Raw genomic sequence first — 20688 nt, 5'->3', positions numbered from 1 at the left:
GTGAGCCGTAGCCGCATCTCCCGCGTCGTCGTCACGCCGGTCGCCTTCGAGGACCCGCCGCTGCTCAACGTCGTCGGCGTCCACCAGCCCTACGCCCTGCGGGCGATCGTCGAGCTGCACACCGAATCGGGCCTCCTCGGCCTCGGCGAGACGTACGCCGACGAGACGCACCTCGGTCGGCTCGAGGCCGTCGCCACCGCGCTGCCCGGCCACGACCCGTACGACCTCAACGGCCTGCGCCGGCTCGTCACCGACGTGCTCGGCCGCGAGACCGGCGGGGGCGGTGCGTCGTTCGGCGGGATGCTCGACGTCGACTCCGCCGTCGACACCGTCTACTCGCCCTTCGAGGTCGCCTGCCTCGACCTGCAGGGCCACGAGGCCGGCGTACCGGTGAGCGACCTTCTCGGCGGAGCCGTCCGCGAGTCCGTGCCGTTCAGCGGCTACCTGTTCTACAAGTGGGCCGGGCACCCCGGCTTCGCGGACGACGCGTGGGGCGAGGCGCTCACCCCCGAGCAGCTCGTCGCCCAGGCGCGCCGGATGGTCGACGGCTGGGGCTTCGGCTCGCTCAAGCTCAAGGGCGGCGTGCTGCCGCCCGAGGACGAGTGCGAGGCGATCGAGGCGCTGCGCGACGCCTTCCCGTCGATGCCGCTGCGGCTCGACCCCAACGGCGCGTGGACCCCCGAGACCTCGCTGAAGGTCGCGTCCCGCCTGGCCGGGGTGGTCGAGTACCTCGAGGACCCGACCCCGGGCATCTCGGGCATGGCCCAGGTCGCCGCGGGCACCGACGTTCCCCTCGCCACCAACATGTGCGTCATCGCGATGGAGCACCTGCCGCCCGCGATCGCGCAGGACGCCGTCCAGGTCGTGCTCTCCGACCACCACCTCTGGGGCGGGCTCAGGAAGTCGGCGCTGCTCGGCGGCATCACCGAGGTCTGGGGCATGGGGCTCTCCATGCACAGCAACTCCCACCTCGGCGTCTCGCTCGCCGCGATGGTGCACCTCGCTGCCGCGACGCCGAACCTCACCTACGCCTGCGACACCCACTTCCCCTGGAAGACCCAGGACGTGGTCACCGACGGCGTGCTGTCCTTCATCGACGGCTCGGTCGCCGTCCCGACGGGCCCCGGGCTCGGGGTCACGCTCGACCGCGACCGGCTCGGCGAGCTGCACGAGCTCTACCTCTCCTGCGGCATACGCCGGCGCGAGGACACCGTCTACATGCGCTCCATCCAGCCCGACTTCGAGGTCAACACCTCCCGCTGGTGACCGGGCACTTCGTCGCGCTACAAACCGCCGACCGGGCACTTCCTCGTAATTGCGTCTTGACTAATATAAGTGTCGAATGACAGAGTCGCGACCATGTTCGACGTAGCCAAGCACCTGGGCGCGGTGACCCGCGCCGTCGAGGACAGCACCCACGAGGGCACGCCCGTCAAGGTCGTGGTCGCCTTCCGCACCTACCCCACCGACGTCGCCGACCTCTGGTCGGCCGTCACGGACCCCGAGCGGATCCCGCGCTGGTTCGCGCCCGTCTCCGGCGACCTCCGCCTCGGCGGCCGCTTCCAGGTCGAGGGCAACGCCGGCGGCGAGGTGGTTGCGTGCGACGAGCCGAAGCACCTCGCCATCACGTGGGAGTTCGGCGGGGACACGTCGTGGGTCGACGTGCACCTCGAGCAGGACGGCGAGGGCGCCAGGCTGACGCTCCGCCACGCGGCCGACGTGTCCGGCAACGAGCACTGGCCGACGTACGGGCCGGGCGCGGTCGGCGTGGGCTGGGAGCTCGGCCTGATGGGCCTCGCCGAGCACCTCGCCACGGGGTCGTCGATCCCGCACGAGGAGGTCGAGGGCTGGGGGGCATCTGACGAGGGCCAGTCCTTCATGACCGGCTCCGCGACCAGCTGGGGCGAGGCCGACGCCGCCACCTCCGGCGACCCGGACGCCTCGCGCGCTGCTGCCGCCAGGACGGCCGCGTTCTACACCGGCGCCGAGCCTCCGGCCTGACCGTGCATGCCTTCGACGTCCTCGGTGACCCCGTACGCCGCCGCATCCTCGAGCTGCTCGCCACGGGTGAGACCAGCGCGGGCGACGTGGCGGCCCGGGTCGGCGGCGAGTTCGGGATCAGCCAGCCGGCAGTGAGCCAGCACCTCAAGGTGCTGCGCGACAACGGCTTCGCGACCGTCCGCGCCGAGGGCACCCGGCGGCTCTACGCCGTCGACCCGTCCGGCCTGCAGGAGGTCGACGCCTGGGTCGAGCAGTTCCGGGTCTTCTGGGACCAGAAGCTCGACGCGCTCGGCACCGAGATCGCCCGCGGCAAGCGAGCCCGCCGCTGACCGGGCCGTAGCGCGAGGAAGTGCCCGGTCGCGATCAACCCACGCGGCGGCGGGTGTTCCCGAGGTGCAGCCGCATGGCGGCGCGGGCGGTCTCCACGTCACCAGCGAGGACCGCGGCGGCGACGTTGTCGTGCTCGCGCTGGACCCGTTCGACGTGGGTGGCATCGGTCATGGAGTACGCGTCGCCGAGCCGGGTGCGCGGGAGCATGATCATCATCGGCCCGAGCGAGCCCAGCAGGTCGACGTAGAAGCGGTTGCCCGTCGCCCGCGCCACGGCGAGGTGGAAGGCGAAGTCGGCCTCGACGGCCCCCTCGTGCCCGGACCGCGTGAAGCCGGCCAGCGCCTCCTCGATCGCCGCCGCATCGAGCGCCGTGCGGTGCAGCGCCGCCAGCGCGGCCGCCTCGCTCTCCACGCCGATGCGGAAGTCGAGCATCGCCAGGACGTCGGCCTGGGTGCGGATCGCGGACGACTCGACGTTGAACGACGACGACTCGGGCACCGCGAGCACGAACGACCCGCGGCCCTGCTGGGTCTCCACGAGGCCCTCGGCCCGGAGCCGGGTCACCGCCTCGCGCACGACGGTGCGCGAGACGGCGTACTCCTCGATGAGCTCCGACTCCGACGGGAGCTTGGCCCCCGGGGCCAGGTCACCGGCCAGGATCTTGTCCTTGAGGCCGGCGACGACGCCCGCCGACAGGGTGGTCATGCCGAGAAGGTAGCGGTCTCCAGCGTCAGCGAGCGCATCCGCTCGGTGAGCGTGAAGCCGAGGCCCGGACGGTCCGGCACGAAGATCTGGCCGTCGCGGATGTCGATGCGCTCCTCGAAGAGCGGGTTGAGCCACTCGAAGTGCTCGACCCACGGCTCGGTGGGATACGTCGCCGCGAGGTGGAGGTGGATCTCCATCGCGTAGTGCGGCGCGAGGTCGAGGCGGTGGTGCGCCGCGAGGGTGGCGAACTTGAGGAACGGCGTGATGCCCCCGATGCGCGGGGCATCCGGCTGCACGATGCCGCGGTAGCCGGCGTCGACGAGGCCCATGTGCTCGGCCACGGAGGTCAGCATCTCGCCGGTGGCGATGGGGGTGTCGAAGGTCTGCGACAGGTCGGCGTGGCCGACGTGGTCCCACGCGTCGAGGGGCTCCTCGATCCAGACCAGGTCGAACTGCTCGAGCTCGCGGCACATCCGACGGGCGCGGGCGCGGTCCCACTGCTGGTTGGCGTCGACCATGAACGGGCCGTCACCGAGGTGCTCGCGCAGCGCGGCGACCCGGCGCAGGTCCTCGCGCCAGTCGGGCTGGCCGACCTTGATCTTGATGCCGCCGATGCCGGACTCGAGGGAGGCGGTGGCCTTCTCCTTGATCTCCTCGACGGAGGCCTGGAGGAAGCCGCCGGAGGTGTTGTAGACGCGGCACGAGTCGCGGTGCGCGCCGAGCAGCTTGGCGAGCGGCAGTCCGGCGCGGCGGGCCTTGAGGTCGTACAGCGCGACGTCGAGCGCGGCGACCGCCTGGGTGGCGACGCCGGAGCGGCCGACGGACGCACCGGCCCACATGAGCGACTCGTAGATCTTGGCGATGTCGCTCGGGTCCTGGCCGATCGCGACGTCCATGATCTCCTTGAGGTGGGCGTACTGCGCCTTGCCGCCCGCTCGCTTGGAGTAGCTGAAGCCCATGCCCTCGAAGCCGTGCTCGGTGGTGAGCTCGACGAAGAGCATCACGGTCTCGGTGAGCGGCTTCTGCCGGCCGGTGAGCACCTTGGCGTCGCTGACGGCGTAGGGCAGCGGCAGCACGACGTGCGACAGCGTGATCGTGCGGATGCGGTCGCCGGCGCTGTTGTGCACGGCCTGGGAGGGCGGGGTGGCGGTCTGCGTCATGGGGGTTCCTCGGGTCGTCACGAACTTGTATGATGAGTGTGCAACTTGTTACACAAGTACGTCAAGCCCCACTCGTGAGGAGCCGTGATGAGCCAGGTCAGCAGCAGTCGGCAGGTCCCCCGCTGGCGGGACCTCGAGCCGTTCCTGCGACCGCGTCCCGTCGAGCGCGATGCCGTACGACGTCGCCTGTCGCGCTGCCTGTCGGTCGACGACGTCGAGCGGCTGGCCCGGCGCCGCGTGCCGGGCGCGGTCTGGGACTACGTCGCCGGCGGCTCCGACTCCGAGCTCGCGATGCGCCGCAACGGCGCCGCCTTCGACCGCATCGAGCTCATGCCGACGACCTTCGGCCAGGTCGCCGCGCCCGACACCAGCGCCACCCTGCTGGGCCGATCCGCCGCGGCGCCGATCGTCCTCGCACCGACCGGCTACACGCGGCTGAGCCACCACACCGGCGAGCGCGCCGCGGCCGTCGCGGCCGAGCAGGCCGGCCTGCCGTACACCCTGTCGACCTACGCCACGACCTCCATCACCGACGTCGCGCGCGCGGCGCCGGGCGGCCGCAACTGGTTCCAGGTCTACCTGATGAAGGACCGTGCCGTGACCCGAGCGCACCTCGACGAGGCGCGCGAGCAGGGCTACGAGGCGCTGGTGCTCACCATCGACACGACCGTCACCGGCATGAAGCGCAAGGGCAAGCAGAACGGCTTCGCCATCCCGCCCCAGCTGACGGCGCGGACGATGGCCGGCATGGCCCGCCACCCCGGCTGGGTCGCCGACATCCTCACCACCCAGCCGCTGCGCTTCGCGACGTTCTCCGAGGGCTCCGCGCACGCCCGGTGGGGCATGTCCAACGAGCTGCGCGAGCAGGAGATCCGGCCCGCCGACATCACCTGGCTGCGCGAGGAGTGGGGCGGCCCGGTCGTCGTCAAGGGCGTCCAGTCCGTCGTCGACGCCGTCGCCGCGGTCGGGGCCGGCGCGGACGCGATCGTGCTGTCCAACCACGGTGGTCGACAGCTCGACCGCGCCCCGGTGCCGTTCGAGCTGCTGCCCGCCGTCGTCGAGGCGGTCGCCGGTCGCGCGGAGGTGTACGTCGACTCGGGCGTCCGCAGCGGCGGTGACGTCGTCGCGGCAGTCGCGCTCGGCGCCACCGGGGTGATGGTGGGACGTGCCTACCTCTACGGCCTCATGGTCGGCGGGCAGCGCGGCGTGACCCATGTGCTCGACGTCCTCACCGACGAGATGCGGCGCGCGATGGGCATGCTCGGCACGCCCACGCTGGCCCACCTCACCCCCGAGCACGCCCGGCTGCGGGACCGATGAGGTCCCCCGGGTCGAGTGCGCTCGCGGTAGCAGTCACGGAGGGGGTGCGCACTCGACCTCGGAACCGGGGCCGCTCAGCCGACCGGGGTCACCAGCTCGCCGCGCTCGAGGAACGCGTCGACGTTGTCGAGCACGAGCCGGCCCATCGCCTCGCGGGTCTCGACGGTCGCGCTGCCGACGTGGGGCAGCAGCACGACGTCGTCGCGCTCCAGGAGGGCCGCGGGCACGCGCGGCTCGTCGGCGAACACGTCCAGCCCGGCACCGGCGATGCGACCGGCCTCGAGCGCAGCGACCAGCGCGTCCTCGTCCACGACCGAGCCGCGGGCGACGTTCACCAGGTAGCCCTCGGGGCCGAGCGCGTCCAGGACGGCGGCGTCCACGAGCCCGTCGGTCCCGGCGCCACCCGGCGTCAGCACCACCAGCACGTCGCTCGCCGCGGCCAGGGCGACCGGGCTGTCGTGGTAGGTCCACGCGACGTCCTTGGGGCTGCGCGAGTGGTAGTGGATCTCGGCACCGAAGGCCTCGAGCCGCTCGGCCGCTGCGGTTCCGATCCGGCCCATGCCGAGCACGCCGACGACCGCGCCTCGCACGTCGCGGGTCAGCGGCATCTTCTCGCCGCGCGCCCACGCACCGCTGCGCACGAACCGGTCGGCGGCCGTGATGCCGCGCAGCACGTCGACGACCAGGAAGGCCGCCAGGTCGGCAACGGCGTCGGTGAGCACGTCGGGGGTGTTGGAGACGACGATGCCGCGGCGCTGCGCCTCGGCCACGTCGACGTTGTCGTAGCCGACGCCGAAGTTCACGATCGCCCGCAGGTCGGGCAGGGCGTCCATCTCCTCCGCGCCGGCCCGCGCACCGCCACCGACCACGGCGACCGCGACACCCGCCGGGTCTCCGAGGTCCTCCCGCTGCGGGGCGGCGTACCGCTCCGACAGCCACTCGCGCACGAAGGGCATGAGCCCGCCGAGCTGGACGACACGGACCGGGTGCTGGGTGTCGGTGGTCACCACGCCATCCTTGCCGGGCGGCGGTCGCGGCGTCCAAGTCGACCTCGCTATCGCGCGATACCCACCCACGACCGGAGCGAGAGGAGCGAGCACCCATGGGCCTGCTGATCGGCTTCACCACGATCCTCGTCGTCATCGCCGCCGGTGCAGCGCTCGCCCACGTCGGCGTGCTCGACCGTCGCTCGCAGCGCACCCTCGGCGAGATCGCGTTCTTCGTCGCCTCCCCCGCCCTCATGGTCGTCACGATCAGCCAGGTCCACCTCGAGACGGCGGCGGCCAACCTCGTCGCCTCGACCGTCTCGCTCGGGGCCTGCTTCGTCGCGTACGTCGTCATCGCGCGGCTGCGCTGGGGCCTCGACACCGGCTCGCTGCTCCTCGGCGCGCTGTCGTCGTCCTACGTCAACGCGGGCAACCTCGGCATCGCCATCGCGGCCTACGTCGTCGGCGACATCACCGTCGTCGTACCGACCCTGCTCGTGCAGATGCTCCTCGTGCAGCCGGCGGCGCTGATCATGCTCGACCGGATCACCGGCCGCGGCGAGGGTGTGGGCCCGGCGTTCCGACGGCTGGTCACCAACCCGCTCACGATCTCCGCCGTCGTCGGCCTGGTGCTCGCGACCACCGGCTGGCGGCTGCCGGCCGCGCTCCTGTCGCCGCTGGAGATGCTGGCCGGTGCGGCAATCCCGCTGATGCTGATGTCGTACGGCGCCGCGCTGAGGCTGAGCCCGCCGATCGGCCGGGCCGGCCACAACGGCGAGGTCGTCCTCGCGACGGTCCTCAAGATGGCCGTCATGCCGCTGGTCGCCTGGCTGGTCGGACTGGCCCTCGGCCTCGACGACCGTGTGCTGCTCGGCGTCGTCATCACCGCGGCCCTGCCGACCGCGCAGAACATCTTCCTGCACGCCACCCGCTACCGCGTCGGAGAGGATGTCTCGCGGGAGACCATCCTGGTGACCACCCTCGCCTCGCTGCCCGTGGCGCTGCTCGTCGCCGTGCTGCTGGGCTGACCCGCACCCCCCCACCCGATCAGAGGAGAACCATGGACGACCTGCTCGACCAGCTGCGCACGAGCATCGGCGCCGACCACGTCCTGACCGAGGACGCCGACGTCGCGGCGTACGTCGTCGACTGGACCGGCACCCACGCCGGGCGGGCCCTCGCAGTGGTGCGGCCGGGCTCGACCGAGGAGGTGGCCGCGGTCGTCGCGGCCTGTGCCGGGGCGGGCGTGGCGGTCGTGCCGCAGGGCGGCAACACCGGGCTGGTCGGCGGCGGGGTGCCCGACGCGTCGGGCAGCCAGGTCGTGCTCTCCCTCGGCCGGATGCGCCGGGTGCGCGAGGTCGACCCGGTCGCCGGCACCGTCACCGTCGACGCCGGCGTCGTGCTGGCCGACGTGCAGGCCGCGGCCGAGAAGGTCGACCGGCTCTTCCCGATGTCGCTGGGTTCCGAGGGCAGCTGCACGATCGGCGGCAACCTCTCGACCAACGCCGGCGGCACCGCGGTGCTGCGCTACGGCATGACCCGCGAGCTCGTGCTCGGCCTCGAGGTCGTGCTGCCCGACGGCCGGGTCTGGGACGGGCTGCGCGGGCTCCGCAAGGACAACACCGGCTACGACCTCACGCAGCTGTTCGTCGGCGCGGAGGGCACGCTCGGCGTCATCACCGGAGCCGTGCTGCGGCTCTTCCCGGCCACTCCGCGGCACGCCACTGCCTGGGTGGCCGTGCCGTCCGTCGACGCCGCGGTCTCCCTGCTCGGCCTGGCCCAGCAGCACGCCGGCGTGCACCTGTCGACGTTCGAGATCGCCAACCGGCAGGCCATCGACCTCGTGCTCGCCCACCTGCCCGGTGCGAGCGACCCGCTGGGCGAGCCGAGCGACTGGTACGTCCTGGTCGAGCTCGCCGGGTCCGCCTCCGACACCGGGCTCGACGAGACCCTGGAGTCGCTGCTCGGCGAGGCCGTCGAGGCCGGCACCGCCGTCGACGCGGCGATCGCCGGCAGCCCCGCGCAGCGTTCGGCCCTGTGGGCCCTGCGGGAGGGCATCTCGGAGGTGCAGAAGGTCGAGGGCGCGACGCTCAAGCACGACGTCACCCTGCCGATCGCCCGGCTCGCGGAGTGGGCGACCACGATCGGGCCGCGCCTGCAGGAGGTCTGCCCGGGCGTGCGGCTGGTGACCTACGGCCACGTCGGCGACGGCAACCTCCACTACAACCTCAACGCGCCCCTGGCCGACGACCGCAGCGACGACGACGCGCTGCGTGCCGCGGCGGCCGACCTGACCGCCGCCATCTACGACTCGGTGGCCCGCGAGGCGGGGTCGATCAGCGCGGAGCACGGGCTCGGCCGCACCAAGGTGGTGGCCGCAGCGTCGTACAAGTCCGACGTCGAGGTCGACCTCATGCGCGCCCTCAAGCACGCGCTCGACCCGGCCGGGCTGATGAACCCGGGCGTCCTCGTCCCACCCACCCAGTAGGGACCCGCCCTAGGCTGCAGGCATGAAGGCACAGACCCTCGGCCGCATCGTCCTCGGCGGCTTCATGGTGACCGCAGGTGTGCTGCACCTCACCACGCAGCGCGAGGAGTTCCGGGCCCAGGTGCCGGACTGGTTCCCGGTCGACGAGGACCTCACCGTGCTCGGCTCCGGCGTCGTGGAGGTCGCGCTGGGCGGGGCGTTCGTCGCGCTGCCGCGGCACCGGCGCACCGTCGGTGCGCTGCTGGCGGCCTTCTTCGTGGCGATCTTCCCGGGCAACATCGCGCAGTACGTCGAGGGCACCCCCGCGTTCGGCCTCGACAGCGACCGCGCCCGCCTCACCCGCCTCTTCTTCCAGCCCGTGCTCGTCCTCTGGGCGCTGTGGGCGGGCGGCCTCCTGGGCCGCCGCCGCCCGGTCCTCGCCGAGGAGCAGCAGCGCGAGGAGGTCGAGACGGGCGAGTAGTTCCCCCGTCCTGGTTTGGGCACGGCCACCCGGGGGAGGTAGGGGTCCAGAGAGAGGGGGGACTCCATGCCCATCACCGTGCCCACCAGGAGCACCAGCAGGACACTCGTCGGCGTCGCCGGCCTGTGCGTCCTCGCACTGGCCGCCACCGCGGCGCCCGTCACCATGGCCACCGCGTCGCAGGACGACCGCCGCCCCGTGGACCTGCTCAGCCCGGCATCGGCCGCCCGCACGACCGCCGACGCCGAGGCTCCCGGCGGTGAGCGATCGCGTGCCGTCGACGTCGACGCCGCCGCGCTCGACGCCGTACGCACCGGCGACCGCATCAGCCTCGCGCTGTTCGACGACACCACCGTCACCGCCGCCGTCGACCGGCGCACCGACGCCGCGGGGATCACGTCGTGGTCCGGCGGCATCATCGGCGAGAAGGGCAGCGTCACCGGTGTCGTGGTCGGCGGGGTCACCCACATCAACGTCGCCTCCGTCGAGCACGGCACCTACGAGGTGCACAGCACGCCCGAGGGCGACTACGTCGTCAACGAGGCGGGCGACCCGCCGGGCGGCGACGACGTCATCGTTCCCGAGCGTCCGGGCAAGGCCGAGTCCCACGACCACGGCACGCAGCCGCGCGCGCAGCGCGACACCGCTGGAAGCGCCGACGCACGGGCGCCGATCGCTGCCGCAGACGCGCCCGACACGGTCGACATCGCCATCGTCTACCCCGCGCAGCTGGTCGCGCAGATGGGGCAGCCCGCGATGGAGGCCCAGTTCGCGCTGGGCATCACCCAGACCAACGAGGCCTTCGCCAGCTCCGGCGTGGGCACCCGGGTGCGGCTGGTGGGCACCCGCCAGGTCGCCGCGACGCAGTCCGCCGACCTGGTCACCAACCTCAAGGCGCTCGGCACGCCAGGCGACGGCATCTTCGACGAGGCACAGGCGCTGCGCGAGGAGACCCACGCCGACCTGGTCAGCCTCTGGCTGGCCGGCAGCGTGCCGGGCGGCGCGTCGTGCGGCATCGCCTACCTCGGCGGCACGGACCCGCAGTACGACCCGCAGTACGCCGCCTGGTCGGTCGTCTACGCCGCCGCCTGCGCCACCGAGTTCCGCGCGTTCGCCCACGAGGTCGGGCACAACCTCAGCGCCCACCACGACGCCGGGGCGTTCCAGCCGCCGACCGAGGGGAAGCCCTACGCCCGCGGCTACGTCGACGTGGCCGCACAGACGATCACGGTGATGGCCTACTACGACCAGTGCGTCCGCGCCCAGGTCAACTGCACCCGGATCGGCTACTTCTCCAACCCCAACGTCGCCTACAACGGGCGCGTCCAGGGCACTGGGGCCACCAACAACGTGCAGGCGATCAACGAGCAGATGGCGGCCGTCGCTGGCTACCGCCAGTCGCAGATCTACCCGGGCACGGCCGCCATCGCCGGACGCCCCCGCTTCAAGGGCACCGCGGAGGCGACGTCGACGGCGTGGTCGCCGGCCGTCAACCTGAGCTACCAGTGGTGGCTCGACGGCGTCGCCGTCCCCGGCGCCACGGCGAGCACCTTCAAGCTGGGACGTCGTGACATCGGCAAGACCCTCACGCTGCAGGTGCTCGGCTCCGCGCCGTTCTACGCGACGGTCGCCGCTCCGGATGCGTCCGTCGTGGTCGGCAAGGCGCTGTTCCGCACGAAGCGGCCCAAGCTCCGCGGCGTGCCGCGCGCCGGCCGGGTGCTCTCGGTCAAGGTGAAGGGCTGGAAGCCCAAGCCCGCCAAGAAGAGCGTCAAGGTGCGCTACCAGTGGCTGAAGAACGGGAAGAAGATCAAGGGCGCCAAGAAGGCGACCTACCGCGTCCGCGCCAAGGACCGCGGCAAGAAGATCTCGGTCCGTGTGACGGCCAAGAAGAAGGGCTACGAGAAGGCCCGGACGAGCTCGAAGAGCATCAAGATCCGCCGCTGACCGCCCGCCGCCGGGCGGGTCACAGGGTCGGCAGCCAGTCGACCCGCCCGGCGAGCACGGCGTACCCCACGAACGCGCCCACGTCGAGCAGCGTGTGGGCGACCACGAACGGCATCACCCGCCCCCAGCGGCGGAAGAGCCAGCCGAACAGCAGCCCCATCGCGAGGTTGCCGATGAAGCCGCCGAGCCCCTGGTAGAGGTGGTAGCTGCCGCGCAGGAGGGCCGCCAGTCCGATGGCGGCGGTGTCGCCGAACCCGATCTGGCGCAACCGCACCTGCACGAAGCCGAGGACGATGAACTCCTCCAGCACGGCGTTCTGCGCGGCCGCCAGCACCAGCACCGGCACCCGCCACCACTCCCCCGGCAACGACTGGGCGACGACCGTCAGGTTGGTGCCGAGCGCGAAGGTCGCGAGGTAGAAGACCACGCCGACCGAGCCGACGCCGGCCGCCAGCAGGGCGCCGCGCCCCCAGTCGCCGAGGGTGCTCCAGCCCCCGTCACGTGCCCAGACGTCCTTGAGCCTGCTGCCGGAGCGCACCAGCAGGTACGCCGCCAATGCCACCGGCACGAGCGCAAAGGCGACCCGCAGCAGCTGGTAGGTCAGGTCGAGCCACGGCCGGTCGGGGGCGAGGGAGTTGTTCAGGTTGGCCGCCTGCGACGACAGCGGTCCCGGGGCGGTGAGTGCCGAGACGATGCTGACGATCGAGTAGACCGCGCTCCGGCCGAGCGAGACGAGCAGCACGAGCGCGAGCTCGGTCCACAGCAGCGCCTTCGCCAGGTCGGGCACGCCACCCGGGACGGGCGTGTCCCGGAGTCGCCACCACGGTCTCGTCGCCTCGGTCGTGGTGCTCACGCCCCCAGCATCCCGCAGCCGGCTGAGGTGGCGCTGAGAACCGTCTCGACCAACGGCACTCGTTGTACGACGATCGACGGGTGAGCACGATCTACGAGGCGGCCGGCGGCATGGAGGTCTTCGTCCGGCTGGCCGAGGCGACGCACCAGCGCTGCCTGGCCGACCCGTTGCTCAACCACCCCTTCTCCCACGCCGACAACCAGCCCGACCACACCGAGCGGCTGGCGGCCTACTGGGCCGAGGCACTCGGCGGCCCGCCGACCTACACCACCGCGATGGGCGGCAGCGAGTCGCACGTGCAGCGCCTGCACGCCGGCGAGGGCGACTACGCCGTCACCGCGAGCCCGCGCTTCGTCCGGTGCGTCGTCGAGTCCTTCGACGAGGCCGGTGTGCCCGACGACCCGAAGGTTCGCCGGGCGATCACCGACTACGTCACGTGGGCCGCGACCGGACCGTTCCAGGCCTGGGGACGCTCGAAGGACGACGTCCCGGACGACCTGTCGCTGACCCACTGGGACTGGGACGGCCCGATCAGGTGAGCACGAGCCCGTCGTCGCCGACGTCCACCGTCACCGCGCCACCGTCGGCGACCGTGCCGGCGATCAGCAGCCGGGCGAGCGGGTCGCCGATGGCCGACTGGATCAGTCGGCGCAGCGGCCGGGCGCCGTAGGCCGGGTCGTAGCCGGTGTCGGCGAGCCAGGCGCGGGCGGCGTCGGTCACCGAGATGGTGATCCGCCGGACCGCGAGCCGCTGCTCGAGCAGCGCGAGCTGCAGGTCGACGATGTGGGCCAGGTCGTCCTTCGACAGGGCCTCGAACAGGACGACCTCGTCGAGCCGGTTGAGGAACTCGGGCTTGAAGTGCGAGCGCACGACCCCCATCACCGACATCTTCTTCGTGTCCGGCATCAGGTTCGGGTCGACCAGGAAGTTGGACCCGAGGTTGGAGGTCAGGATCAGCAGCGTGTTGCGGAAGTCGACCGTGCGCCCCTGGCCGTCGGTGAGCCGGCCGTCGTCGAGCACCTGCAGCAGGATGTCGAAGACCTCGGGGTGCGCCTTCTCGACCTCGTCGAGGAGGACGACGCTGTAGGGGCGTCGCCGCACGGCCTCGGTCAGCTGGCCGCCCTCGTCGTAGCCGACGTAGCCGGGAGGTGCACCGACGAGCCGCGAGACCGAGTGCTTCTCGCTGTACTCGCTCATGTCGATGCGAACGATCGCCCGCTCGTCGTCGAAGAGGAAGTCCGCGAGCGCCTTGGCGAGCTCGGTCTTGCCCGTGCCGGTGGGCCCGAGGAAGAGGAACGACCCGGTCGGCCGGTTGGGGTCGGAGATGCCGGCGCGTGATCGGCGTACGGCGTCGCTGACCGCGGTGACGGCCTCGCGCTGGCCGATCAGGCGCTCACCGATGACCGACTCCATCTCGAGCAGCTTGGCGGTCTCGCCCTGCAGCATCTTGCCGGTGGGGATGCCGGTCCACGCCTCCACGACGTCGGCGATCTGCTCGGCGCCGACCTCCTCGCCGACGAGCGGCTCGAGGTCGACGGCCTCGGCCTTCTCGACCTCGTCGATCTGCTTCTCGAGCGCGGGGACCTGGCCGTACTGGATCTCCGAGGCACCGGCGAGGTCGCCCTCGCGCAGCTTCTTCTCGGCCTCGATCTTGAGCTGGTCGAGCCGGCGGCGCAGCTCACCCTCGCCCTGGAGCTGGTCCTTCTCGCGCTCCCAGCGGGTCTCGAGCTCGCGCAGCTCCTCCTCGCGGTCGGCGAGGTCCTTGCGCAGCACGGTGAGCCGGTCGGCAGAGGCGGCGTCGGTCTCCTTCGCGAGCGCGAACTCCTCCATCTTGAGCCGCTCGACCCGGCGGCGGAGCTGGTCGATCTCCTCGGGCGAGGACTCGTGCTCCATCCGCAGGCGCGACGACGCCTCGTCGATGAGGTCGATGGCCTTGTCGGGCAGCTGGCGGCCGGTGATGTAGCGGTCGGACAGCGTGGCCGCCGCGACCAGCGCGGCGTCGGTGATGCGGACGCCGTGGTGGGCCTCGTACTTCTCCTGGATGCCGCGCAGGATCTGGATGGTGTCCTCGACGCTGGGCTCGCCGACGAAGACCTGCTGGAAGCGGCGCTCCAGCGCCGGGTCCTTCTCGATGCGCTCGCGGTACTCGTCGAGCGTGGTCGCGCCGATCATGTGCAGCTCACCGCGCGCGAGCATCGGCTTGAGCATGTTGCCGGCGTCCATCGCGGAGTCGCCCCCGGCGCCCGCACCGACCACGGTGTGCAGCTCGTCGATGAAGGTGATGACCTGCCCGCCGGCGTCCTTGATCTCCTCGAGGACGGCCTTGAGCCGCTCCTCGAACTCGCCGCGGTACTTCGCGCCGGCCACCATCGCGGCCAGGTCGAGGCTGAGCACCCGCCGGCCCTTGAGCGAGTCGGGCACGTCACCGGCGACGACGCGCTGGGCGAGGCCTTCGACGACCGCGGTCTTGCCGACACCGGGCTCGCCGATGAGGACCGGGTTGTTCTTGGTGCGCCGCGACAGCACCTGGATGACGCGGCGGATCTCGGCGTCGCGGCCGATCACCGGGTCGAGCCGGCCGTCCTCGGCCGACTTCGTGAGGTCGACGGAGTACTTCTCCAGCGACTCGTACGACGCCTCGGCGCTCTCGCTGGTCACGCGCCGGTTGCCGCGGACCGCGGTGATCGCCTCCCGCAGCCCGGCCGCGGTGAGGCTCGCGTCGGTCAGCACCTTCTGCGCGCTCGACTCGACGGTCGCCGTGGCGACCAGGAGGTGGTCGGTGGCGACGTAGTCGTCCTTCATCGACGCCGCGAGGTCGAGCGCCTGCGCCAGCACGCGGGTCAGCGAGGCGGACGCGCTTGGCTGCTGCACCGTCGAGCCGGTGGCCCGGGGCAGCTGCTGCTGCACGCCCTCGGCCTGCGCGAGCAGGACGACGGGATCGACGCCCGCCTTCTGCACGAGGCTGCGGGTGGCGCCGTCCTCCTGCTTGAGCAGGGCGACGAGCAGGTGGATGGGCTCGGTGGTGGTGTTTCCGCCGGTGGTGGCGGCGAGCTGGGCAGCCTCGACGACCTCGCGGCTGCGGGTGGTGAACTTCTCGGCACCGAACTGGCTCAACTCATCTCCTCAGATGTCCGTGGGTCGAGGAGGGCGCCCTTGCGCCCGTCACGAGACCACTGTGGCCTCGCCCGGTGCAACGCACCAGAAGTTGAGTCGATTCCCCTCAACTCTGATCTGTCCCAAACTGGGCAAATCCCTGCCCGGCCCAAGGCTTTACCGTCCATCTGTTTCATTCCGCGAACAACCGGGCACAGTGGTGCTATGAGCAAGTTGATCTTCGACAACCGCTTCATCGGCGCGCTCTTCGTCTTCCTGCTCGTGGTCAACGCGCTCGCCATCCAGTACGGGTGGTACGGCGCCTGAGGATCCTCGCGGGCCCTCACCACACGCATGACACGATCCCCGGGTGTCCACGCCCGGTTTGAGCTCTGACTGCGCGAGCTGCTTCGGCCTCTGCTGCGTGCTGCTCCCCTTCTCCGCCTCGGCCGGTTTCGGCGTCGACAAGCCCGGCGGGAGCCCTTGCCTCAACCTGCTCACCGACGACAGCTGCCGCATCCACGCGACCCTGCGCGAGGACGGGTGGCCCGGATGCACGGTGTTCGAGTGCTTCGGCGCCGGCCAGCAGGTCTCCCAGGTCACCTACGGCGGGACCTCGTGGCGCGAGCAGGACAACCTCGCCGAGATGGCCGCAGTGCTGTCGGTGATGCGCCAGCTCCACGAGATGCTCGTCCACCTCGTCGAGGTCGCCCGGCGCTCGCCCGACCCGGCTGCCGATGTCGTACGCGCCGAGATCGAGCAGCTCACCAGCGCCGATCCCGAGACCCTCCTCCTCGCCGACGTCGACGCCCTGCACGAGCGGGTGGGCGCCCTGCTGTCGGAGGCCAGCGCTCGCGTACGACGGCCGTGGCCCGCCGCTCAGGACCGCACGCGCTCCGATCTCGCCGGCCGACGGCTCGTCGGCGACCACCGCGGCTGGTCGTTCCGCGGCGCGCTCCTGATCGCCGCTGACCTCCGCGGTGCCGACCTGCGTGAGGTCGACCTCCTCGGGGCCGACCTGCGCGACACCGACGTACGCGGCTGCGACCTCTCCACCGCCCTCTTCCTCACCCAGCCCCAGGTCAACGGCGCCATCGGCGACCGGGCGACCACCCTTCCGGAGGGTTTGTCGCGGCCCACACGCTGGGCGTCCTGACCGGACGGAATACCTCGCCGGAGGGTCGTGCTGTGCCTCGTATGACCGTTCCCAGCATCCAGCTCCATGACGGCACGTCCATCCCGCAGCTCGGCTTCGGCGTGTTCCAGATCGACCCGGCCGACACCGCGGAGGCGGTGACGCAGGCGCTCGAGGTCGGCTACCGCCACGTCGACACCGCGGAGATGTACGGCAACGAGAAGGAGGTCGGTGAGGCGCTTCGGTCGTCCGCGATCGCGCGGGACGAGGTCTACGTGACCTCCAAGCTCAACAACGGCTTCCACCGACCGGACGACGCGGAGCGCGCGTTCGAGAAGACCCTCACCGACCTCGGCCTCGACCGCATCGACCTGTTCCTGATCCACTGGCCGCTGCCGACGCGCTACGACGGCGACTTCGTCTCCACCTGGCGCACCATGGCGTCGTTCGTCGAGGACGGCCGCGCGGCGTCGGTGGGCGTCTCGAACTTCCAGCCGGCCCACCTGCAGCGGCTCGTCGACGAGACCGGCGTCGTCCCGGTGATCAACCAGGTCGAGGTCCACCCCTACTTCACCAACGACGACGCGCGCGCGGCCAACGCGAAGCACGGCGTCGCGACCGAGGCGTGGTCGCCGATCGCGCAGGGCCAGGTGCTCGACGACTCCGTGATCACCGAGATCGCCGAGGCGAAGGGCAGGTCGACCGCGCAGGTCACCCTCCGCTGGCACGTCGAGCGCGGCGACATCGTCTTCCCCAAGTCGGTGAACCCCGGGCGGATGAAGGAGAACTTCGAGATCTTCGACTTCTCCCTCACCGACGACGAGGTGGCGCGCATCTCGGGGCTGGACCGCGGCGAGGACGGCCGCACCGGCCCCAACCCCGACACATTCGACTACATCCCCGGCTGACCGGCAGCCGCGGGCCTCCGTCACGTGCACCATGCAGGCAGTTCGCGTCACCGGTCGACGCGCTGAGCGTGGCGCCGGGCGCGGCTGCGGCGAACTGCCTGCACGGTGTCTCCCGGATCGCCGCCTGAGTGCTCATACCCACGCGCGACCCCGCCCGGCTGGCCCAGACTCACCCGCATGGAACCCAGCACCTGGCAGCGCCCGGGCCTTCGCTCCGCCCTTCTGTACGCCGTCGCCGCCAGCCTCCTCGGCAGCATCGTCTCCGCGGTCAGCCGCCTCGAGCTCACCCGTCGTGCCGTCCCCGACGCCGAGCTCCCCGACGGGCCGGTGATCGTGGTCGCCAACCACACGAGCTTCGCCGACGGCATCCTGCTGGCGCTCGTCGGCCGTCGTCTCGGCCGCTCGCTGCGGCTGATGGCGACCGGCGGCGTCTTCCGGTCGGGCGTGGTCGGCCCGGTCGTCCGTCGGCTCGGGTTCATCCCCGTCCTCCGCGGCACCGACGCGGCCGCCGGCTCGCTCGACGCAGCGGCCACCGCGCTCGAGGCCGGCGAGGCCGTCGGCCTCTTCCCCGAGGGCCGCATCACCCGCGACCCGCAGCACTGGCCCGAGCGGTCGAAGACCGGTGCGGTCCGGCTCGCGCTCCGCACCGGCGCGCCGGTCGTCCCCGTCGCCCTGGTCGGCGCGCAGCAGGTCGTGGGCACGACAGGCATCGTCGCCCGACTGCTGCGCAACACGCTCCTGCGCCCGCGGGTGCGGGTCGCGGTCGGGGAGCCGATCGACGTACGACGCCTCGCGGGCGTCAGCGGTGACCAGCCGATCGACGACGCGACCGTGCGCCGGGTGGCCGACGAGGTGATGACCGTGCTCGTGTCGCAGGTCGCCGAGCTGCGCGGCGAGCCCGCGCCCCACCCGACCGGCGTGCCGGCCGAGGCACTCGGCGCCTGACCCGCTCGCCCGACGGCGTCAGGAGTAGCGGTGGCTCTTCGCCGAGTGGCCGCGCTCGCGGGTGCAGGTGCGACCGCTGATGTTGCGGTGGCCGCACAGCTCCTCGGTCGCCGACTGCTCGGACTCGACCTCCGGCTGCGCTGCAGTCCTGGCTGCCTTCTCCGCAGCCGGGGCCGGCGGGGCGACGGGCGCCGCTGCCTTCGGTCGCGCCGGCGCGGAGCCCGCGCGCTTCTGCGCCTCGGCGTACTTCGCCTCGCGCATGGCACGCAGGTTGTCCATCTTGCTCATCGTCCACTCACGTGATGAACCTACGCGTTGGCACCGACAGCGGTGGTCACCGGCTCCAGTCGATCGTGTCGTGGACGGCCTGCAGCCGGCGCCCGCGCACCGGGTCGTGCTGCGCGACCCATGCGATCCGGCCGCGCAGGTGCTCCTCGAAAGCGGGTACGTCGTCGTGGTTCTGGGTGCTCGGTCCGTGCCGGTGGCAGTTGTGCAGGATCGCCCGCAGGAGGTCGACCTGGTGGCGGGCCACCTTCGGCCGCTCGTTGACCACCAGCCCCCCGAGGGTCTGCCGACCGGCGCGTGGCATCACCCCGGTCTTGCGGGCGTTGAGCCGGAATCCCTCGTCCGCGACGATCGACCCGATCGCGTCGATCAGTCGCGACGTGCCCGTGCCCCATCCGCGCTCGCCCGAGAACGCCAGGTCGTCGGCGTACCTCGTGTAGCGGCCGCCCCACGACCGGGCCAGCGCAGTGAGGCGCACGTCGAGCCGGAAGGCCGCCAGGTTGGCCATCGCGGGTGACGTGGGCGCGCCCTGCGGCAGGTGCGGCGCGGCGAGCCGACGACCGAGCCGCCAGTGCGCGTCGAGCATGCCGTCGTCCGCGGGGGTCGGCACGGCCCGCCAGGCCGAGAGCGGCAGGACGCTCGTCACCAGGCCCGCCAGGCAGTGCGCGACCGGCTCGGGGTAGCCGGCGGTGCGCCAGATGCCGTAGACGCGGGAGACGGTCACGCTCGCGAAGAACGCCTCGAGGTCGAGCCGCAGGACGACGCTCCGGTCGGCGTGGGGCGCGGCGTAGGACCGCACCGAGCCTCCGGGCCGGAAGCCCCGGGCCGCGTCGTGCGGCGGGATGAGGGCGGCGAGCTCGTGGAGCAGCCGGCGCTGCACTGCCTTGAGCCGCGGCTTGGGCGCCTCGAGGACGCGGATGGCACCGCTGGACGCCACGCGGTGGGAGACGCGGTAGTGCTGGAGCGGGACGTCGGAGGCGCTGCGCGCCAGGTGTCGGGGGTCGGCGAACCAGTCGAGGTCGGAGGCGCTGAGGTGCAGGAACGACGCGACGTCCGCGAGGTCGTCGAGCACCGGCAGCCGCCACCGGTTGGTGAGCATCTGAGTTGCGACGACGGGTCGCACCAGGGGGACCGCCCGCAGCGCCTTGGCCGCCGCCGGACGCGAGGCGAGGTTGGCGGCCAGCTCGCGGGGACGGTCGACCGGTGCGCGCGGGTAGAGCGCGAGCGTCTGGCGTACGAGCGGCGGCAGCCACCGCGCTCGGCGACCCAGCACCGTCGTACCGCTCGCGACCAGGCCCGGCTGGGTCCACTCGCCGGCGAGGAAGGCGGCCGCCAGCGCGCGCGCCAGGTCGGACCTCATCCGATCGCTGACCCGAGGCGGAGAAGGGTGGCGGGGAGGGAGTGCGGCAGCGCAGCCCGACCTGTCCCGTCGTGCGCGCGATGACCTGCAGCGGAGCGCAGCGAGTCGCGCGCGGTGCCGTGCCCGAACGATCCGGTGGTCCCCGGGGTAGCCCCGGAGAAGCCGACCGGTGACGCGCACCGGTCCGCCGTCTCGAGATTGCGCTGCCGCACCCCGCGCACAGTAGCCGCAGGCCACGACACCTGTGGCCGGTTACGCCTCGAGCCAGGCCGCCAGGTTGGCCAGCGACGCGTCGAGACCCTGCTGGTGCGCCTCGACGTCGATGGCGGGAGGTACGTCGGTGGCGTCGATCGCGACGCGGGCGCCCTCGTCGCGGGCGGTGAAGGTCCACGTCATCGTCATCCGGCCGGCGGTGTCCGGGTCGTCGGAGTCGAACTCGACGCCCCAGACCACGCGCTCGGGCTCGACGAGCTCGTCGATCGCGACGCGGGAGACGTCGGTGCGTTCGGTCGTCTTGCCGCCACCCTCCGGTGCTTCGTCGTAGCGGAGCGTCATGGTGAAGCCACCCCCGACCCGCAGGTCTGCCTCGGCGATCTCGCCGGTCATCCCGTCCGGAGGGAGCCAGGCCGCCAGCGCGTCGGCGTCGACGAAGGCGGCGTACACCTCCTCCGGCGGCGCGCTGACGTCGGTGACGGCCCGGTCGATGCGTGGCACG

At 72.3% G+C, this 20688-nt stretch carries 20 protein-coding genes; 12 read left to right on the top strand and 8 right to left on the bottom strand.

The features are described from left to right. From JOD65_RS05095 to JOD65_RS05085, 3 genes are all read left to right on the top strand, one after another. On the top strand, positions 1–1266 hold the full coding sequence (locus tag JOD65_RS05095; RefSeq protein WP_191193448.1) for a glucarate dehydratase family protein: 1266 nt from the start codon (positions 1–3) through the stop codon (positions 1264–1266). Positions 1267–1359: 93 nt separating this feature from the next. Beyond that, the gene (locus JOD65_RS05090; RefSeq protein WP_191193449.1) at positions 1360–2001 is read left to right on the top strand and encodes an SRPBCC family protein; all 642 of its coding nucleotides are present in this window, start codon (positions 1360–1362) and stop codon (positions 1999–2001) included. A 2-nt stretch (positions 2002–2003) separates the two neighbouring features. Then, positions 2004–2330: an ArsR/SmtB family transcription factor gene (locus JOD65_RS05085; RefSeq protein WP_191193450.1), complete on the top strand. Its 327-nt coding sequence runs from the start codon at positions 2004–2006 to the stop codon at positions 2328–2330. Positions 2331–2364: 34 nt separating this feature from the next. Here JOD65_RS05085 and JOD65_RS05080 read toward each other — a convergent pair whose 3' ends face one another. Together JOD65_RS05080 and JOD65_RS05075 are read right to left on the bottom strand one after the other, a co-directional pair. Next, positions 2365–3036 carry a FadR/GntR family transcriptional regulator gene (locus JOD65_RS05080; RefSeq protein ID WP_191193451.1) on the bottom strand — a complete coding sequence of 224 codons (672 nt, stop codon included), beginning with the start codon at positions 3034–3036 and terminating at the stop codon, positions 2365–2367. Beyond that, the gene (locus tag JOD65_RS05075) at positions 3033–4196 is read right to left on the bottom strand and encodes an L-talarate/galactarate dehydratase (RefSeq protein ID WP_191193452.1); all 1164 of its coding nucleotides are present in this window, start codon (positions 4194–4196) and stop codon (positions 3033–3035) included. Before JOD65_RS05075 ends, JOD65_RS05080 begins: the two co-directional genes overlap by 4 nt. Before the next feature lie 87 nt (positions 4197–4283). On the opposite strand from JOD65_RS05075, the gene JOD65_RS05070 reads away from it, so the two are divergent. Then, positions 4284–5516 (top strand): alpha-hydroxy acid oxidase, encoded by a 1233-nt coding sequence (locus JOD65_RS05070; RefSeq protein ID WP_191193453.1) that lies wholly within the window; start codon positions 4284–4286, stop codon positions 5514–5516. A gap of 74 nt (positions 5517–5590) precedes the next feature. On the opposite strand, the gene JOD65_RS05065 is transcribed toward JOD65_RS05070, so the two are convergent. Further along, complete coding sequence (locus JOD65_RS05065) at positions 5591–6523, bottom strand: 2-hydroxyacid dehydrogenase (protein ID WP_307820947.1); 933 nt, start codon at positions 6521–6523, stop codon at positions 5591–5593. A 95-nt stretch (positions 6524–6618) separates the two neighbouring features. Between JOD65_RS05065 and JOD65_RS05060 the strand changes: the two genes are divergently transcribed. From JOD65_RS05060 to JOD65_RS05045, 4 genes are all read left to right on the top strand, one after another. Further along, complete coding sequence (locus JOD65_RS05060) at positions 6619–7530, top strand: AEC family transporter (protein ID WP_191193454.1); 912 nt, start codon at positions 6619–6621, stop codon at positions 7528–7530. A gap of 32 nt (positions 7531–7562) precedes the next feature. Next, a complete protein-coding gene (locus tag JOD65_RS05055) occupies positions 7563–8990 on the top strand; it encodes an FAD-binding oxidoreductase (RefSeq protein WP_191193455.1) in 1428 nt (475 codons plus the stop codon). Between the two features lie 22 nt (positions 8991–9012). Further along, on the top strand, positions 9013–9450 hold the full coding sequence (locus JOD65_RS05050; protein WP_191193456.1) for a DoxX family protein: 438 nt from the start codon (positions 9013–9015) through the stop codon (positions 9448–9450). 66 nt (positions 9451–9516) lie between these two features. Then, on the top strand, positions 9517–11394 hold the full coding sequence (locus tag JOD65_RS05045) for a reprolysin-like metallopeptidase (protein ID WP_191193457.1): 1878 nt from the start codon (positions 9517–9519) through the stop codon (positions 11392–11394). A 19-nt stretch (positions 11395–11413) separates the two neighbouring features. On the opposite strand, the gene JOD65_RS05040 is transcribed toward JOD65_RS05045, so the two are convergent. Next, positions 11414–12247: a CPBP family intramembrane glutamic endopeptidase gene (locus JOD65_RS05040; protein ID WP_307820945.1), complete on the bottom strand. Its 834-nt coding sequence runs from the start codon at positions 12245–12247 to the stop codon at positions 11414–11416. An 80-nt stretch (positions 12248–12327) separates the two neighbouring features. On the opposite strand from JOD65_RS05040, the gene JOD65_RS05035 reads away from it, so the two are divergent. Then, positions 12328–12786 (top strand): globin domain-containing protein, encoded by a 459-nt coding sequence (locus JOD65_RS05035; protein ID WP_191193458.1) that lies wholly within the window; start codon positions 12328–12330, stop codon positions 12784–12786. On the opposite strand, the gene clpB is transcribed toward JOD65_RS05035, so the two are convergent. Further along, positions 12779–15361, bottom strand: a complete 2583-nt coding sequence (clpB, locus tag JOD65_RS05030; RefSeq protein ID WP_191193459.1) for an ATP-dependent chaperone ClpB — start codon at positions 15359–15361, stop codon at positions 12779–12781. The two genes, JOD65_RS05035 and clpB, sit on opposite strands and share 8 nt — an antisense overlap. A 349-nt stretch (positions 15362–15710) precedes the next feature. Here clpB and JOD65_RS05025 point away from each other — a divergent pair, with 349 nt between their 5' ends. The 3 genes from JOD65_RS05025 (at position 15711) to JOD65_RS05015 (ending at position 18328) form a co-directional block, all read left to right on the top strand. Further along, a complete protein-coding gene (locus JOD65_RS05025) occupies positions 15711–16496 on the top strand; it encodes a pentapeptide repeat-containing protein (protein WP_191193460.1) in 786 nt (261 codons plus the stop codon). A 41-nt stretch (positions 16497–16537) separates the two neighbouring features. Next, positions 16538–17383: an aldo/keto reductase gene (locus tag JOD65_RS05020; RefSeq protein ID WP_191193461.1), complete on the top strand. Its 846-nt coding sequence runs from the start codon at positions 16538–16540 to the stop codon at positions 17381–17383. 177 nt (positions 17384–17560) lie between these two features. Then, the gene (locus JOD65_RS05015) at positions 17561–18328 is read left to right on the top strand and encodes a lysophospholipid acyltransferase family protein (protein ID WP_191193462.1); all 768 of its coding nucleotides are present in this window, start codon (positions 17561–17563) and stop codon (positions 18326–18328) included. Between the two features lie 18 nt (positions 18329–18346). Here JOD65_RS05015 and JOD65_RS05010 read toward each other — a convergent pair whose 3' ends face one another. From JOD65_RS05010 to JOD65_RS05000, 3 genes are all read right to left on the bottom strand, one after another. Further along, entirely contained in the window at positions 18347–18607 is a 261-nt protein-coding gene (locus tag JOD65_RS05010) for a hypothetical protein (protein ID WP_191193463.1), read from the bottom strand. Between the two features lie 55 nt (positions 18608–18662). Then, positions 18663–19973 (bottom strand): reverse transcriptase family protein, encoded by a 1311-nt coding sequence (locus JOD65_RS05005; RefSeq protein WP_191193464.1) that lies wholly within the window; start codon positions 19971–19973, stop codon positions 18663–18665. A gap of 252 nt (positions 19974–20225) precedes the next feature. Next, complete coding sequence (locus JOD65_RS05000; protein ID WP_191193465.1) at positions 20226–20687, bottom strand: SRPBCC domain-containing protein; 462 nt, start codon at positions 20685–20687, stop codon at positions 20226–20228. Position 20688 lies beyond the last annotated feature (1 nt).

The organism is Nocardioides cavernae, from assembly GCF_016907475.1.
GTDB lineage: Bacteria > Actinomycetota > Actinomycetes > Propionibacteriales > Nocardioidaceae > Nocardioides > Nocardioides cavernae.
Note: the sequence above shows the minus strand (reverse complement) of the source record. Positions and strands in the feature narration are given on the sequence as shown.